Origin of the sequence: Pseudomonas sp. Irchel 3H7 (genome assembly GCF_900187605.1) — a bacterium.
In the GTDB taxonomy this organism is placed as follows: domain Bacteria; phylum Pseudomonadota; class Gammaproteobacteria; order Pseudomonadales; family Pseudomonadaceae; genus Aquipseudomonas.
The window spans coordinates 706,608-722,034 of record NZ_FYEA01000001.1 but is presented as its reverse complement, the minus strand read 5'-3'; the positions used below and the strand labels follow the sequence as shown (position 1 = coordinate 722,034).

General features: G+C 59.8%; 11 protein-coding genes. 5 read left to right on the top strand and 6 right to left on the bottom strand.

Annotated elements, in window-relative coordinates:
• Positions 1 to 342 precede the first annotated feature (342 nt).
• Together CKW38_RS03350 and CKW38_RS03345 are read right to left on the bottom strand one after the other, a co-directional pair.
• Positions 343 to 918, bottom strand: a complete 576-nt coding sequence (locus tag CKW38_RS03350; RefSeq protein WP_007916390.1) for an ANTAR domain-containing response regulator — start codon at positions 916 to 918, stop codon at positions 343 to 345.
• Between the two features lie 15 nt (positions 919 to 933).
• Complete coding sequence (locus CKW38_RS03345) at positions 934 to 2,145, bottom strand: CmpA/NrtA family ABC transporter substrate-binding protein (protein ID WP_095111815.1); 1,212 nt, start codon at positions 2,143 to 2,145, stop codon at positions 934 to 936.
• A gap of 223 nt (positions 2,146 to 2,368) precedes the next feature.
• On the opposite strand from CKW38_RS03345, the gene CKW38_RS03340 reads away from it, so the two are divergent.
• Positions 2,369 to 3,388 carry a quinone-dependent dihydroorotate dehydrogenase gene (locus tag CKW38_RS03340; protein WP_007916374.1) on the top strand — a complete coding sequence of 340 codons (1,020 nt, stop codon included), beginning with the start codon at positions 2,369 to 2,371 and terminating at the stop codon, positions 3,386 to 3,388.
• Positions 3,389 to 3,644: 256 nt separating this feature from the next.
• On the opposite strand, the gene rmf is transcribed toward CKW38_RS03340, so the two are convergent.
• On the bottom strand, positions 3,645 to 3,860 hold the full coding sequence (gene rmf / locus CKW38_RS03335; protein WP_003223300.1) for a ribosome modulation factor: 216 nt from the start codon (positions 3,858 to 3,860) through the stop codon (positions 3,645 to 3,647).
• Positions 3,861 to 4,392: 532 nt separating this feature from the next.
• On the opposite strand from rmf, the gene rlmKL reads away from it, so the two are divergent.
• Both rlmKL and CKW38_RS03325 read left to right on the top strand, forming a co-directional pair.
• The gene (gene rlmKL, locus CKW38_RS03330; protein ID WP_007916371.1) at positions 4,393 to 6,663 is read left to right on the top strand and encodes a bifunctional 23S rRNA (guanine(2069)-N(7))-methyltransferase RlmK/23S rRNA (guanine(2445)-N(2))-methyltransferase RlmL; all 2,271 of its coding nucleotides are present in this window, start codon (positions 4,393 to 4,395) and stop codon (positions 6,661 to 6,663) included.
• A 145-nt stretch (positions 6,664 to 6,808) separates the two neighbouring features.
• Complete coding sequence (locus CKW38_RS03325) at positions 6,809 to 9,190, top strand: diguanylate cyclase (RefSeq protein WP_007916368.1); 2,382 nt, start codon at positions 6,809 to 6,811, stop codon at positions 9,188 to 9,190.
• Positions 9,191 to 9,327: 137 nt separating this feature from the next.
• On the opposite strand, the gene dacB is transcribed toward CKW38_RS03325, so the two are convergent.
• The gene (dacB, locus tag CKW38_RS03320) at positions 9,328 to 10,788 is read right to left on the bottom strand and encodes a D-alanyl-D-alanine carboxypeptidase/D-alanyl-D-alanine-endopeptidase (protein ID WP_007916366.1); all 1,461 of its coding nucleotides are present in this window, start codon (positions 10,786 to 10,788) and stop codon (positions 9,328 to 9,330) included.
• A 234-nt stretch (positions 10,789 to 11,022) separates the two neighbouring features.
• On the opposite strand from dacB, the gene CKW38_RS03315 reads away from it, so the two are divergent.
• Complete coding sequence (locus tag CKW38_RS03315; protein WP_007916365.1) at positions 11,023 to 11,367, top strand: YggL family protein; 345 nt, start codon at positions 11,023 to 11,025, stop codon at positions 11,365 to 11,367.
• A 256-nt stretch (positions 11,368 to 11,623) separates the two neighbouring features.
• Here CKW38_RS03315 and CKW38_RS03310 read toward each other — a convergent pair whose 3' ends face one another.
• The gene (locus CKW38_RS03310; RefSeq protein WP_095111814.1) at positions 11,624 to 12,814 is read right to left on the bottom strand and encodes a benzoate/H(+) symporter BenE family transporter; all 1,191 of its coding nucleotides are present in this window, start codon (positions 12,812 to 12,814) and stop codon (positions 11,624 to 11,626) included.
• Positions 12,815 to 13,168: 354 nt separating this feature from the next.
• Here CKW38_RS03310 and CKW38_RS03305 point away from each other — a divergent pair, with 354 nt between their 5' ends.
• Positions 13,169 to 13,933, top strand: a complete 765-nt coding sequence (locus CKW38_RS03305) for a GntR family transcriptional regulator (RefSeq protein WP_007918375.1) — start codon at positions 13,169 to 13,171, stop codon at positions 13,931 to 13,933.
• A 182-nt stretch (positions 13,934 to 14,115) separates the two neighbouring features.
• Here the strand turns inward: CKW38_RS03305 and guaD are convergent, their stop codons facing one another.
• A complete protein-coding gene (guaD, locus tag CKW38_RS03300; protein WP_095111813.1) occupies positions 14,116 to 15,420 on the bottom strand; it encodes a guanine deaminase in 1,305 nt (434 codons plus the stop codon).
• Positions 15,421 to 15,427: the final 7 nt, after the last annotated feature.

Here is a 15,427-nt window from a genome sequence, read left to right as displayed (position 1 = left end):
CCGCTACCTGATGCGCCGGTTGGGGCGAACGGGTGAGCGACGTCTTTGTCGTGGGTGGGGCAACCGCCGTTGGTTACCTGTGCGTTTTACTTAGCGAGATTTGTGCCAACAGCCGGAAAATCAAAAGCCCCTCACCCTAGCCCTCCCGAAACGTCGGACCGCCCAGAGGGAGAGGGGACTGATTGGGGGATGCTCGAGAAGTACGCCGACCTGTGATTTTCTGCTGTGAATCCATAATCGACTCGGTCTTTCAGGTCGATGTTTGACGCCAGACACCTAGGTCAGTCCCCTCTCCCTCCGGGAGAGGGCTAGGGTGAGGGGCTTTTCAAGCGTTCAGTACTTTCAGCCAAGCAACTCACTCATCGCAATAATCTGCTCCGCCACCTGAATCAGCTTTTGCTGCCGGCTCATCGCCTGGCGCCGCATCAGGGTGTAAGCCTCTTCCTCATTGCAATCCTTCATCTTCATCAGCAACCCCTTGGCCAGTTCGATGCGCTTACGCTCAGCCAGTTGCTGATCACGCGCCTGCAACTGCGCCCGCAACGCCTGATCACTCTCGAAGCGCGCCATTGCTACATCGAGAATCGGCTGCAGACGCTGTGCATGAATGCCTTCAACGATGTAGGCGCTGACCCCGGACTTGATTGCCTGGCGCATCACACCCGGATCATGCTCATCGGTAAACATCACAATTGGCCGTGGCTGGTCGCGGCTGACCAGCACGACTTGCTCCATGACATCGCGGCTCGGTGACTCGGTATCGATCAGAATCACGTCCGGGCGCACCGTTTCGACGCGCGCGGGCAGGTCGATGGTCAGGCCGGACTCGTCGATGACCTCGAAACCGGCTTCAGTCAGCGCGGCTTTCAGGCGACCGACTTTTTTCGCCGTGTCATTGATCAGCAGAATGCGCAACATGTTCGCGGTCTCCTGTCAGCGGCGGGCGAGAAGAGGGGCGTCGTCGTTCAACGCGTGCAGCTTGAAGCTGCGCGCGTAAGCGGCCGGGTCACTACCATCCCAGATTTTGCCGTCGAGCAACTGGCTGCTGCGCATGTCGGTGCCCCACGCCGCCACGCCGACAGCGGTGGCGGCGTCGCGGTAGACGTCCAGTTGCTGAACCTGGCGGGCGACGGCGAGGTAATCCGGATCTTCGCGCAGCAGGCCCCAGCGGCGGAACTGGGTCATGAACCACATACCGTCCGACAGATACGGCAGATTCACCTCGCCGTTGCCGTGAAAACGCAGCGCGTGCGGATCCTGCCAGCGATTGCCAAGGCCATCGGAATAGTCACCGAGAAAACGCGGCTCAATGCACGAAAGCGGAGCGTCCAGATATTCCGGCGCGCTGAGCAACTGCGCGGTGCTGCGGCGGTTTTCCGGACTTTCTTCGATAAAGCGACTGGCTTCAAGGATCGCCATCACCAGCGCCCGTGCCGTGTTCGGATACTGCTCGACAAATTCACGGGTGCAACCAAGGACTTTTTCCGGGTGATCGGGCCAGATGGTCTGACTGGTGGCCAGGGTAAAACCCAGATTCTGCTGCACCGCGCTAGCAGCCCAAGGCTCGCCGACGCAAAAGCCATCGATGCGCCCGGCTTGCAGGTGCGCGACCATTTGCGGCGGCGGCACCACCACGCTGTCGACATCCTGTAACGGATGAATGCCCTGACTCGCCAGCCAGTAATACAGCCACATCGCATGGGTGCCGGTGGGAAAGGTCTGGGCGAAGGTGAGTTTTGCGCGGCTTTGGTGCACGTGGCGGTCCAGCGCTTCAGGACTGGTCACACCAATGTTCTGCAGGCCGTGGGACAGGTTGAGACTTTGACCGTTCTGATTCAGCCCCATCAACACCGCCATGTCGCTCGACGCCCCACCGCCAATGCCCAGATGCACGGCGTAGATCAGACCGTACAGACTGTGGGCAGCATCCAGTTCACCGCTGACGAGTTTGTCGCGCAGGTTGGCCCAGGAGCTTTGGCGCTTGAGATTCAGGGTCAGCCCGTAAGGCTGGGCAAAGCCTTGTGTGGCAGCAACGACAACCGATGCGCAGTCGCTCAACGCCATGAAACCGAGGTTGATTGCAGTCTTTTCCGGAGCATCGCTGCCATTGACCCAGGCCAGTGGCCCTACCGAAGGTTCATTCATACACCGCCACCTCGAAAAAAAGCGCCGCCGCGGACTTTGCGCAGGCAAAACCCGGGACGACGCCATTGTCCTTGCCCGCCTGCCGTCATTGGCCTGCGCGCTGATAGTCAAGGAGGGTGCAAGGCATATGCCACTGCCAGTGATTTGCGCGTGCGCCTCGCGCGGCAGGTCGATGCCCGGCTATAATCGCCGCCTCTTTTCGCCGCCCGAGTCATTGCCGCCCATGTATTCCCTGGCCCGTCAGCTGTTGTTCAAACTTTCCCCGGAAACCTCCCACGATCTGTCGCTGGATCTGATCGGCGCGGGTGGGCGTTTGGGCCTCAACGGCTTGCTGTGCAAGGCGCCGGCGAAGAAACCGGTGACGGTCATGGGCCTCGAGTTTCCGAACCCGGTAGGTCTGGCGGCCGGTCTGGACAAGAATGGCGCGGCGATCGACGGTTTCGCACAGCTGGGTTTCGGTTTTGTTGAAATCGGCACCGTGACCCCGCGTCCGCAGCCGGGCAACCCGAAACCACGGATTTTCCGCTTGCCGGAAGCCGAGGCGATCATCAACCGCATGGGTTTCAACAACCTCGGTGTCGATAACCTGCTGGCGCGTGTGGCCGCAGCGAAATACAAAGGCGTGCTGGGCATCAATATCGGCAAGAACTTCGATACCCCGGTTGAACGCGCGGTCGACGACTACCTGATCTGCCTGGACAAGGTTTATGCCCACGCCAGCTACGTCACGGTCAACGTCAGTTCGCCGAACACCCCGGGCCTGCGCAGCCTGCAGTTTGGCGATTCGCTCAAGCAGTTGCTCGCGGATCTGGCCACGCGCCGTGCCGAACTGGCCCTGCGTCACGGCAAGCATGTGCCGCTGGCGATCAAGATCGCGCCGGACATGACCGATGAAGAAACTGCGCAGGTCGCCCAGGCGTTAATCGAAACCGGCATGGACGCGGTAATCGCGACCAACACCACCCTCAGCCGTGTTGGCGTTGAGGGCATGGAGCATGGCGACGAGGCGGGCGGGTTGTCTGGCGCGCCGGTGCGTGAGAAGAGTACGAATACCGTGAAGGTGCTGGCCAGTGAATTGGCGGGGCGGTTGCCGATCATTGCGGCTGGCGGGATTACCGAAGGCAAGCATGCGGCGGAGAAGATTCTCGCCGGTGCGAGCCTGGTGCAGATCTACTCCGGCTTCATCTATAAGGGCCCGGCGCTGATTCGCGAATCGGTAGACGCGATCGCCGCCTTGCGCTGATCCATAGACACCACTGTTCCCTTGTAGGAGTGAGCCTGCTCGCGATAGCTTTCTTTCGGTCACTTCATCAGCGACTGACAGACCGCTATCGCGAGCAGGCTCACTCCTACAGGTTTTGTGTATGGCACAGATAATGTGACAGGCATAAAAAAGGGCTCCTCGAAGGAGCCCCTGGGCCGCAGCCCGCCGTCCGGGAAGGACGTGCATGGTAAGTCGTTACAAATTCAGATTGTCGTGTCGGAATAAGTGCCCTGTGTCAGCCGACGGCGTGAAGTTCGTTGAGTCTGTGGATTCCCGCAGTGCCGGTCATACCGTCCCAGTTGTCGCCGCGTCCTTCTCGCCAGCCGTTAATCCAGGCTTGACGTACCGACGGTAGAGTAAATGGGCAAAGCTCACGGGATTTGCCACCAACGCCATATTGATATCCGCGCAAAAATGCTCTTTCCAACGGATCACGCTTAAGTCTTCTCATAGGGTGTTTCCCTCACTTGTTGACTGTTTTGTATCGCGTTGACCTCAACTGAGGTCTGGCAGAAAAAACCTGCCATGGTGCGGCTCGCTGCCGGCGTGGCAAGCCAAGGTGTTGACGCCGTTGCGACGTCAACCTGTGTTCAGTTCTAACCAATGAGTCACACCGAGGGAATGATCGTTTTGTCATAAGGACGTAACGAAATTAGTGCTACAGCCATAAGTAACGACGGGTTTGATGCACGGTTTTTCAGCAAACCCCGGTATGATCGGCCCCGCGCTGGATGATGGGGTTAATTCTTTAGTGAGAATGACCCACGTTTGCGCTGGGGTATAAAGCGACGAAGGGTCGCTTTAGGACTTTTTGTTTCATCAACTTTTTTATCTGTCCCGGCATCTAAGCTCTTTTAACCCGAGCAGCGGGGATGGAACGGCACACCTTCGTGCCACGCGGGCGCTCTTTTAGAAAAGCGCCTGATTGAAAACCGGATCGGCAATGCGTTGCCGATTCACTAGCCAAAGGCTCTGGAAATACCATGTCCGACCGTTTCGAACTCTTCCTCACTTGCCCTAAAGGCCTTGAAGGCCTGCTCATCGAGGAAGCCGTCGGGCTTGGCCTTGAAGAAGCGCGCGAGCACACTTCCGCCGTGCGTGGCATGGCGACCATGGAAACCGCTTATCGCCTGTGCCTCTGGTCGCGTCTGGCCAACCGCGTGCTGCTGGTGCTCAAGCGTTTCCCGATGAAAGACGCTGAAGACCTCTACCACGGCGTGCTCGACATCGACTGGCAGGATCACATGCTCAGCGATGGCACCCTGGCTGTTGAATTCAGTGGCCATGGCTCGGGTATCGACAACACCCACTTCGGCGCCTTGAAAGTCAAAGACGCCATCGTCGACAAACTGCGCACCCCACAGGGCGACCGTCCGTCGATCGACAAGCTCAACCCGGACCTGCGCATTCACCTGCGTCTGGATCGCGGCGAAGCGATTCTTTCCCTTGATCTGTCCGGCCACAGCCTGCATCAGCGCGGTTACCGTCTGCAGCAGGGCGCTGCACCGCTGAAGGAAAACCTCGCGGCGGCGATTCTGATCCGTTCCGGCTGGCCGCGCATTGCTGCCGAAGGCGGCGCGCTGGCTGACCCGATGTGCGGTGTCGGTACGTTCCTCGTCGAAGCCGGCATGATTGCCGCCGACATGGCGCCGAACCTGCGTCGTGAGCAGTGGGGCTTTACCGCGTGGCTCGGTCACGTGCCGGCACTGTGGAAAAAACTCCATGAAGAGGCCGTCGAGCGTGCCGCTGCCGGTCTGGCCAAGCCACCGTTGTGGATTCGTGGCTACGAAGCCGATCCGCGTCTGATTCAGCCGGGCCGCAACAACGTTGAGCGTGCCGGCCTGAGCGAGTGGATCAAGATCTACCAGGGCGAAGTGGCGACTTTCGAGCCGCGTCCGGATCAGAACCAGAAAGGTCTGGTGATCTGCAACCCACCGTACGGCGAGCGTCTCGGTGACGAAGCCAGCCTGTTGTACCTCTACCAGAACCTCGGCGAGCGTCTGCGTCAGGCTTGCCTGAACTGGGAAGCGGCGGTGTTCACCGGCGCGCCGGATCTGGGCAAGCGCATGGGTATCCGCAGCCACAAACAGTATTCGTTCTGGAACGGCGCGCTGCCGTGCAAACTGCTGTTGATCAAAGTGCTGCCGGATCAGTTCGTCACTGGCGAGCGTCGCACTCCGGAACAGCGTCAGGCCGAGCGCGAGCAAGCCGCTTACGATCAGACCCCGGACGAGCCGCAAGAACGCAAGTTCAACAAGAACGGCAACCCGATCAAACCGACGCCGGCTCCGGCGCCAGTGATCGAGCAGCCGCGCTTGAGCGAAGGCGGGCAGATGTTTGCCAACCGTCTGCAAAAAAACCTCAAGGCCATGGGCAAGTGGGTCAAGCGCGAAGGCATTGATTGCTACCGTGTCTACGATGCCGACATGCCCGAGTACGCGATGGCGATCGACCTGTACCACGATTGGGTGCACGTCCAGGAATACGCCGCGCCAAAATCCATCGACCCGGAAAAAGCCTCGGCGCGCATGTTCGATGCCCTGGCGGCCATTCCGCAGGCGCTGAACGTCGACAAGAGCCGCGTGGTGGTCAAACGCCGCGAACGCCAGAGCGGCACCAAGCAGTACGAGCGTCAGGCTGCGCAAGGCAAGTTCAATGAAGTCAGCGAGGGCGGCGTGAAGTTGCTGGTCAACCTCACCGACTACCTCGACACCGGTCTGTTCCTCGACCACCGGCCAATGCGCATGCGTATTCAGAAAGAGGCCGCCGGCAAGCGCTTCCTCAATCTGTTCTGCTACACCGCGACCGCCAGCGTGCACGCGGCCAAGGGCGGCGCGCGCAGTACCACCAGCGTTGACCTGTCGAAAACCTACCTCGACTGGGCGCGTCGCAACCTGTCGTTGAACGGTTTCTCCGACAAGAACCGTCTGGAGCAGGGCGATGTGATGGCGTGGCTGGAGAGCAGCCGCGACGAGTACGACCTGATCTTCATCGATCCGCCAACCTTCTCCAACTCCAAGCGCATGGAAGGCATCTTCGACGTGCAGCGTGATCAGGTGCAGTTGATTGACCTGGCCATGGCGCGTCTGGCGCCGGGCGGTGTGCTGTATTTCTCCAACAACTTCCGCAAGTTCCAGTTGGAAGAAAACCTCGCCGAGCGTTACGCGGTCGAGGAAATCAGCGCGCAGACCATCGATCCGGATTTCGCCCGTAACACCAAGATCCACCGCGCCTGGAAAATCACGGCTCGTTGACGCTTTGCGCAATTGGATCCACAGAGCCTTGATTTTTAAAGGCTCCGTGGATCTGCCCGCGCTAGCTAAATTAGTGGCTAATAGCTATAACTCACACACGGTCAATGGGGTTTTCCCGTAAATGCTGGCGTAGTGAGTTGTCCTTATGTCGTTGCACCCCGTGCGCCCAAAGATTCTGGGTTTTATCAGCGAAGACGTCTCGGCCTGGCTGGTCGCGGTGTTGGTATTGCTCGCCGGCGGGATTCTCACGGGGCTGCTCGCCTGGGCCACCCTCAATCAGTTTCAGCAACAAACCCGCCAGCGTTTTCAGCTGCTGACCAACGAACGTTACACCCGCATCGAAGAACGCTTTCAGGACCAGGAGCAACGCCTCGACGGCCTGCGCCGCTTCTTCGCCAACTCTGAATCGGTGTCCCGCACCGAATTCGACGGTTACACCCAACCCTTATTGATGCGTACCCAGGCCTATTCGTTTGCCCTCAAGGTCAATGGAGCCGAGCGCGCCGCATTCGAGCAGCGGGTGCGTGATGAAGGCCTGAGTAACTTCACCTTGCGTGAACTGAATGCCCAGGGCGAGCTGCAACTGGCTGGCGTGCGCGATGAATACGTGCCGGTGCTCTACAGCCAGACGCAAAGCCGGCTCGGCTCACCGTTGGGTTATGACCTGCTCGCGCAACCCTTGCGTCGTGACACCCTGCAACGGGCCGACAAGCTCGGCGGACTGGCGGTGTCGCAACCGATGCACCTAGTCAGCATTGAGCCGTCCTACGCGCGCGGCGTGCTGCTGGTGGCGCCCGTGAGTCACAGTGGCGAGCAGCAATCCTTTGGCTACGTCATGGCGGTGATCAGCATGCGTCAGTTGCTGGCCGACGGTTTGCCGGACGCTTTCCATGACTATCTGTCGGTGCGCATTCTCGACATGTCGACCAATGATCAGCACGAAGTATTGTTCGAGTCGACCAACGAGCCGGCGCCGAGCGACCTGTCGGCCACGCGGTTACTGCGCATGGCCGATCACGACTATCAGGTCGATATCTTGCCGAGCGACGCCTTCGCACAGGCAAATCATTCGTCGGTCGGCAGCGTAATCGTCCTCGGTGGCTTGCTCAGTCTGCTGCTCAGCGCCTTGCTCTACGTGTTGGTCAGTCAGCGCCAGCGCGCCTTGCGCATGGTCGAACTGCGCACCCAGGAGCTGCACGCCAGCGAACAGGAATTGCGCGGCACCCACGGTCAGTTGCGCGGCGTGTTGAATGCGGCGACGCAGGTGGCAATCATCGCCACCGACCTGCGCGGGGTGATCAACACCTTCAACCCCGGCGCCGAACAAATGCTCGGCTACAGCAGCGCCGACGTCGTCGGGCACATGACCCTGGAAAACCTGCATCTGCCCCGAGAACTGACAGCCCGCGCCGCCGAGCTAAGTGCGCGTTACGGTAAAAGCATCCCGACCTGCCACGCGATGTTGGTCGAGGGCGGCGAAGTCGGTGGCCACGAGGCTCGCGAATGGACGCTGGTACGCAGCGATGGCAGCCATATTCCGGTGAACATGCTGGCCACCCCAGTGCTCGATGAGCAGGGTTTGTGGGTCGGACATCTGGCGATCTGCATCGACATCACCGAGCGCAAGCGCGTGCACGAGGTGCTGGCGGCGCGGGACGTGTTGCTGAAGAAACTCAGCGCGCATGTGCCCGGCGGCATCTATCAGTTCAAGATGGAATTCGATGGGCGCTTCAGTGTGATCTACGCCAGCGACGGCATCCGCGAGATCTACGAACTGGAGCCGGATGTGCTGCTGTTCAACGCCGAGGCGATCTTCACGCGCATTCATCCACAGGACGTCACCCGTGTGCGCTCTTCCATTCGCGCTTCGGCCGACAGCCTCAGCCCGTGGCGCGAAGAATACCGCGTGCAATTGCCCGAGCGCGGCTTGCGCTGGGTGCGCGGCGAAGCGACGCCGGAAGAACTGCCGGGCGGCGGCGTGCTGTGGCATGGCTATATTTCGGATATTTCCGACCTGAAACGTGTGGAAGAAGAATTGCGCGCGCTGTCGGTGACCGATTCGCTGACTGGTATCCACAACCGCCGCTATTTCCAGGAACGCCTGACCACGGAAATGGCCCGGGTCGAGCGCGGCGGGGGCGAACTGTCGGTGATTATGCTCGACATCGACCATTTCAAACGTATCAACGATCAGTACGGTCACGCTGTGGGCGACCGGGTGCTGCAAGCGGTGTGCGAGCGCATCGGCCATCGTCTGCGGCGTACCGATGTGTTCTGTCGGTTGGGCGGCGAAGAGTTCATGGTGCTGTGCCCGGACATCGACGGCGAACACGCGTACATGTTGGCGGTTGAGCTGTGGCAGGGTTTGCGCAGTGCGCCGGTGGATGTGGTCGGCGTGGTCACCGCGAGTTTCGGTATCGCCAGTTGGCGACCGGGGGAGGGCGCGGATGCGCTGTTGCTGCGGGCGGATTCGGGTGTGTATATGGCAAAGCAGCGCGGGCGTGATCGTGTCGAGCAGATGAGCTGACTTCAATACAGCGCAACCCCTGTGGGAGCTGGCTTGCCAGCGATAGCGTCATTTCAGTCAGCATATTCAGTGACTGACATTCCGCAATCGCTGGCAAGCCAGCTCCCACAGGGTTTTGTGCTGTTGCTTGAACGGCGTTACAGGACCGAAGCGGTCTGCGCCAGTTTCGGCTGTTTGTACAGATCCAGCAGCACCTGATCCAGCACCGACGATGCACCAAACGGCGCCTTGTCGTTGAGGATCGCCACCACCGCCCAGGTATTGCCATTCACATCACGGCTGAAACCGGCAATCGCCCGCACGGTGTTCAAAGTACCGGTCTTGACGTGCGCCTCACCGCGCATCGCCGTGGTTTTCAGGCGCTTGCGCATGGTGCCGTCGGTGCCGGCGATCGGCAGCGAGCTGATGTACTCGGCGGCATACGGGCTGTGCCACGCCGCTTGCAGCATGCTCGCCATCTCGCGGGCGCTGACCCGTTCTGCGCGAGACAAACCGGAGCCGTTTTCCATCACCAGATGCGGTGCAGTGATGCCTTTCTTCGCCATCCACTGACGCACTACGCGTTGCGCTGCCTTGGCGTCGTCACCGTCGGCGTCGTTGCGGAAGCGTTGGCCAAGGCTGAGGAACAGCTGCTGGGCCATGGTGTTGTTACTGTATTTGTTGATGTCGCGGATGATCTCCGCCAGATCTGGCGAGTAGGCACGAGCCAGCAGTTTGGCGTTGCCCGGTGTCGAGGCCAGACGATCCTTGCCTTGAATGCTGCCGCCCAGCTCTTTCCAGATCGCGCGCACTGCGCCGGCGGTGTAAGTCGCGTGGTCGAGCAGCGACAGATAAGTCTGCGAACTGCAGCCTTCGCCCAACTGGCCGGCCACGGTCACGGTCACGCTGCCATCGGCTTGCGGCACGGGGTTGTAGCGCACGCCGCCGGTGCATTGCTTGGAGGGCAACGCCTTGACGGTGTTTTCGATGCGCACGCTGGCGATTGGCGGCTCAACCGAGATAAGCACCCGCCCGTTATCGTTGCGGGCAACAAATCGCAGGGCTTTGAGGTTGACCAGCAACGAGTCGGGTTTGACCAGGAACGGCTTGTTCTCGTCATTGCCGTCATCGTTGAATTCCGGCAGCACTGGCTGCACGAAGAAGTTGCGGTCGAGCACCAGATCACCGGTGATCTGCGTCACGCCGTTGGCGCGCAGGTCGCGCATCAGCAGCCAGAGTTTTTCCATGTTCAGTTTCGGATCGCCGCCACCCTTGAGGTAGAGGTTGCCGTTGAGAATGCCACCGTTGAGGTCACCGTCGGTGTAGAACTCGGTCTTCCACTGATGGTTCGGGCCGAGCATTTCCAGCGCCGCGTAGGTAGTCACCAGTTTCATGGTCGAGGCCGGGTTGACCGACACGTCGGCGTTGAACACGGTCGGCGTGCCCGGGCCGTCGAGCGGCACCATCACCAGCGACAGGGCGCTGGGCTGCAATTTGCTCGCCTTGAGGGCTTTTTCGACATTCGGGGTGAGGGAGGTGTTGATGGTGGCAGCAGAAACATTCAGGGCCAGTGGCAGAAGAAGGCCGGCGAGAAACAGTGGACGCAACGATTTGATCATATGAAATAAAACCCTACAGCCGAGGGGAAAAAAGACGAGGACATGGATGAAAAGGTCCTCAGTGGTCACGAAAGTGTCGGCATTATGCCCCAAGGTGTAACCGATTGTGCCGTCCTCGGGGTGGCGATTCGTTGATTTTTTTACAGACGGTCGGCCGCTGTGTCCAGAGAGGCGGGCAATCGATTGCTTAAACTGGTAAAGTGCCCGCCGTATTTACTTAAGAGGATTGTTCCAATGGCGACTAACCGTTCCCAGCGTCTGCGCAAAAAACTGTGCGTTGATGAATTTCAAGAGCTGGGTTTCGAACTGAACCTGGACTTCAAAGAAGACTTGTCCGAAGAAGCCATTGACGCTTTCCTCGAAGCATTCATCAAAGAAGCCATGGAAGCCAACGGTCTGGGTTATGTTGGCGGCGACGACTTCGGTCTGGTATGCCTGCAGAAGCGTGGCTCGGTCAACGAAGAGCAGCGCGCTGCCGTTGAAGCCTGGCTGAAAACCCGCTCCGAGCTGACCAAGTATGAAGTCAGCCCGTTGCTGGACGTTTGGTATCCGGAAAAGCCGATCAACGCGGCTAAGTGATACTGAAAAAAACGGCGACCTGAGGGTCGCCGTTTTTTTTCGTCTGGTGTTTGGGGGTTCGGTTTGGGATTTGCGGTGAGGCTACCCCTCATCGGAACGCCGCCCGCCCAGCCCTCTCCCCCTGGAGAGGGAGCCGACTTGTGGGCTGTTCAAAACCTGAGTTCAACTCGGTATCCCACGTCGGCGTATGTCTTCCAAACACCCTGATCAGTCCCCTCTCCTCCTGGGAGAGGGTTAGGGTGAGGGGCTTTTGACCTCAGGCTTTACGCCAATTCAAAATCACCAGCGTCAAAACCCCCGCGACAATCCCCCAAAACGCCGAACCAATGGAAAACAACGTCAGCCCCGACGCCGTGACCATAAAGGTAATCAACGCCGCCTCCCGTTCCTTCACCTCGGCCATGGCAATGCTCAAACCATTGATGATCGAGCCGAATAGCGCCAGCGCGGCAATCGACAGCACCAATTCCTTCGGCAGCGCGGCAAACAACGCCGCCAACGTGGCGCCGAACACCCCGGCAATCCCGTAGAAAATCCCGCACCAGACCGCAGCGGTGTAGCGCTTGTTGCGATCCTCATGGGCATGCGGCCCGGTGCAAATCGCCGCGCTGATGGCCGCGAGGTTGATGCCGTGGGAGCCGAACGGCGCCAGTAATAGTGAAGCGATGCCGGTGGTGGTGATCAGCGGCGAGGCCGGAACGTTGTAACCGTCGGCGCGCAGGACGGCGATGCCGGGCATGTTCTGCGAGGTCATCGCGACCACGAACAGCGGAATGCCAATGCTGATGGTCGCTGCCAACGAGAAGTGCGGCGTGGTCCACACCGGCGTCGCCACTTCCAGATGAAAACCGCTGAAATCCAGCAGCCCCATGAAGCCAGACAGCGCGGTGCCGATCAGCAGCGCGGCGAGCACGGCATAACGCGGCGACAGACGCTTGACCAGCAAATAAGTGAAGAACATCCCCAGCACCAGCCCGGTGCGATGCTGCGCGGCGACGAAGATTTCACTGCCGATCTTGAACAGAATCCCCGCCAGCAATGCCGCTGCCAGTGACGCGGGGATCTTTTTTACCAGGCGTTCGAAGCTGCCGGTCAGGCCGCAGATCGTCACCAGCACGGCGCAGGTGATGTAGGCGCCAATGGCCTCGCCATAACTGACGCCGCCGAGGCTGGTGATCAGCAACGCTGCGCCGGGTGTCGACCAGGCGATGGTGATGGGCGTGCGATAACGCAGCGAGAGGCCAATCGAACACACCGCCATGCCGATCGAGATCGCCCAGATCCACGAAGAAATCTGCCCGCTGGTCAGGCCCGCCGCTTGCCCGGCCTGGAACATCAGCACCAGCGAGCTGGTGTAGCCGGTCATCATCGCGATGAACCCGGCGACGATGGCTGAGGGCGAGGTATCGGCCAGCGGGCGCAGTTGAGTGTGCGTGGCGTCGTTCATGACAACGGTGTTCCTTATACCAATGAAGATGTCCGCCATAACGCAAACCCTTGTAGGAGCTGCCGAAGGCTGCGATCTGTTGATCTTGCTTCTCAAAATCAAAGTCAAAAGATCGCAGCCTTCGGCAGCTCCTACAGGGTAGGTGGTGTTCTGGCAGCGGATTCTGCGATCAAGCCTAAACTCAAACGTAACGGATCGTTGCAATACAGCGGAGGTCACAAACAGCCATACAGTCGTGTTGCCACCATCCATTGTGTACAATCGCGCTGTTTTTTACGCGATACTTGCCAGCGACCTACTGTGCCGTATTACAGTCACGGTCTATTCGCCGCAGTTCTCCCGACTCGAGTGCCCATGAACGAACAGTTGCAACCCCTCAAGAAACAACCGCGAGCAGGCAAAGCCGGCCGCAGCGGAACCCAGGACGATATTGTCTACGCGCATATCTTCGAGGCCATCCTCGAACAGCGTCTGGCGCCCGGCACAAAATTGAGCGAAGAAGCGCTGGGGGAAATCTTCGGGGTCAGCCGCACCATCATTCGCCGCGCGCTGTCGCGTCTGGCCCATGAGGGCGTGGTGCTGTTGCGGCCGAACCGTGGCGCCGTCGTCGCCAGCCCGAGTGTTGAAGAGGCGCGTCAGGTGTTTCTCGCTCGCCGTCTGGTCGAGCGCGCGATCACAGAGTTGGCCGTGCAACACGCCACCGCCGAGCAGATTGCCGAGTTGCGCCAGATGGTCAACGACGAGCGCGACAGCTTCTCGCGCGGTGATCGCGGCGCCGGTATTCGGCTGTCGGGCGAATTCCACCTGAAACTGGCGGAAGCGGCGATGAACGCCCCACTGATCAGTTTCCAGCGCAGCCTGGTTTCGCAGACGTCGCTGATCATTGCCCAGTATGAAAGCGGCAACCGCTCGCATTGCTCGTACGATGAACATACCCAGTTGATCGACGCGATCGAGAAACGTGACGGTGAGTTGGCGGTGAATCTGATGATGCATCACATGGATCACATCGACAGCAAGCTCAACCTCGACGAGGAAGGCGCGTCGGATGATCTGCATGCGGTGTTCTCGCATTTGTTGCAGACCAAGAAGCCGGGGCGCCCTGCGGCCAAGCTCTAAATGACACCGAGTCGCCCCAATCGCTGGCAAGCCAGCTCCCACAGGGAATTGTGGGGTTCACCAAATCTGCGATACATCGAGAAACCTGTGGGAGCTGGCTTGCCAGCGATAGCAATCTGACAGGCAACAAAAAATCCCCCGGGGTACACACCACCGGGGGATTTTTTATGCCTTGGAAAAGCTTAGCGCTGATGCACCAAAGCACCTGCCGCATACGTCTGCTGCACCGTGCGGTCATCGCCCAGCGTCATCAGAACAAACAACGTCTCGGCAATATTGTTGGCCTGCTTCAAGCGATAGCTCAGCAGCGGCGTAGCGTTGTAATCGAGCACCAGGAAGTCAGCATCAGAACCCGGTTGCAGGTTGCCAATCTTGTCTTCCAGTCGCAGGGCGCGTGCGCCACCCAGCGTCGCCAGATACAGCGACTTGAACGGGCTCAGTCGCGCACCTTGCAGTTGCATCACTTTGTACGCTTCGTTCAGCGTTTGCAGCAGCGAAAAACTGGTGCCGCCGCCGACGTCAGTGCCCAGACCGACGTTGAGTTTGTGCTTCTCGGCCATCGGCAGGTTGAACAAGCCGCTGCCGAGGAACAAGTTCGAGGTCGGGCAGAACGAGATCGCCGAGCCGGTTTCCGCCAGACGCGCGCATTCGTCGTCGCACAAGTGCACGCCGTGAGCGAACACCGAGCGCTCGCCGAGCAATTGGTAGTGATCGTAAACGTCGAGATAGCCTTTACGCTCCGGGAACAGCTCCTTGACCCACTCGATTTCCTTGAGGTTTTCGCTGATGTGGGTCTGCATGTACAGATCCGGGTATTCGCTCAGCAGTTGCCCGGCGAGGGTCAGTTGTTCCGGAGTACTGGTCGGCGCGAAGCGTGGAGTAACTGCATAGTGCAGGCGACCCTTGCCGTGCCAGCGCTCGATCAGCGACTTGCTTTCGACGTAGCTCGATTCGGCGGTGTCGGTCAGGTAGTCCGGCGCGTTGCGGTCCATCATCACCTTGCCGGCGATCATGCGCAGGTCGAGCTTTTCGGCGGCTTCGAAGAACGAGTTTACCGACTGCGGGTGCACGCTGCCGAAGACCAGCGCGGTGGTGGTGCCGTTGCGCAGCAGTTCCTTGATGAAAATGTCCGCGACCTCATCGGCGTGGGCCTTGTCGCCGAACTGGCTTTCGCACGGGAAGGTGTAGGTGTTCAGCCAGTCGAGCAATTGCTCGCCGTAGGCACCGACCATGCCGGTTTGTGGAAAGTGAATGTGGGTATCGATGAAGCCCGGGGTGATCAGCGCGTCTTGGTAGTGCTCGATCTCGATGTCCGCCGGCAGGGTCGGTAACAATTCGCTGGCGTGGCCGAGGGCGCTGATCTTGCCGCCATCGACCACCAGCAGGCCATCCTCGAAATATTCGTAGGAGGCTTCAATCCCGACTTCGGCGGGGTCGGCGATGCTGTGCAGGATGGCGGCGCGGTAGGCTTTGCGAGTCAGAGGCATGAGGGTT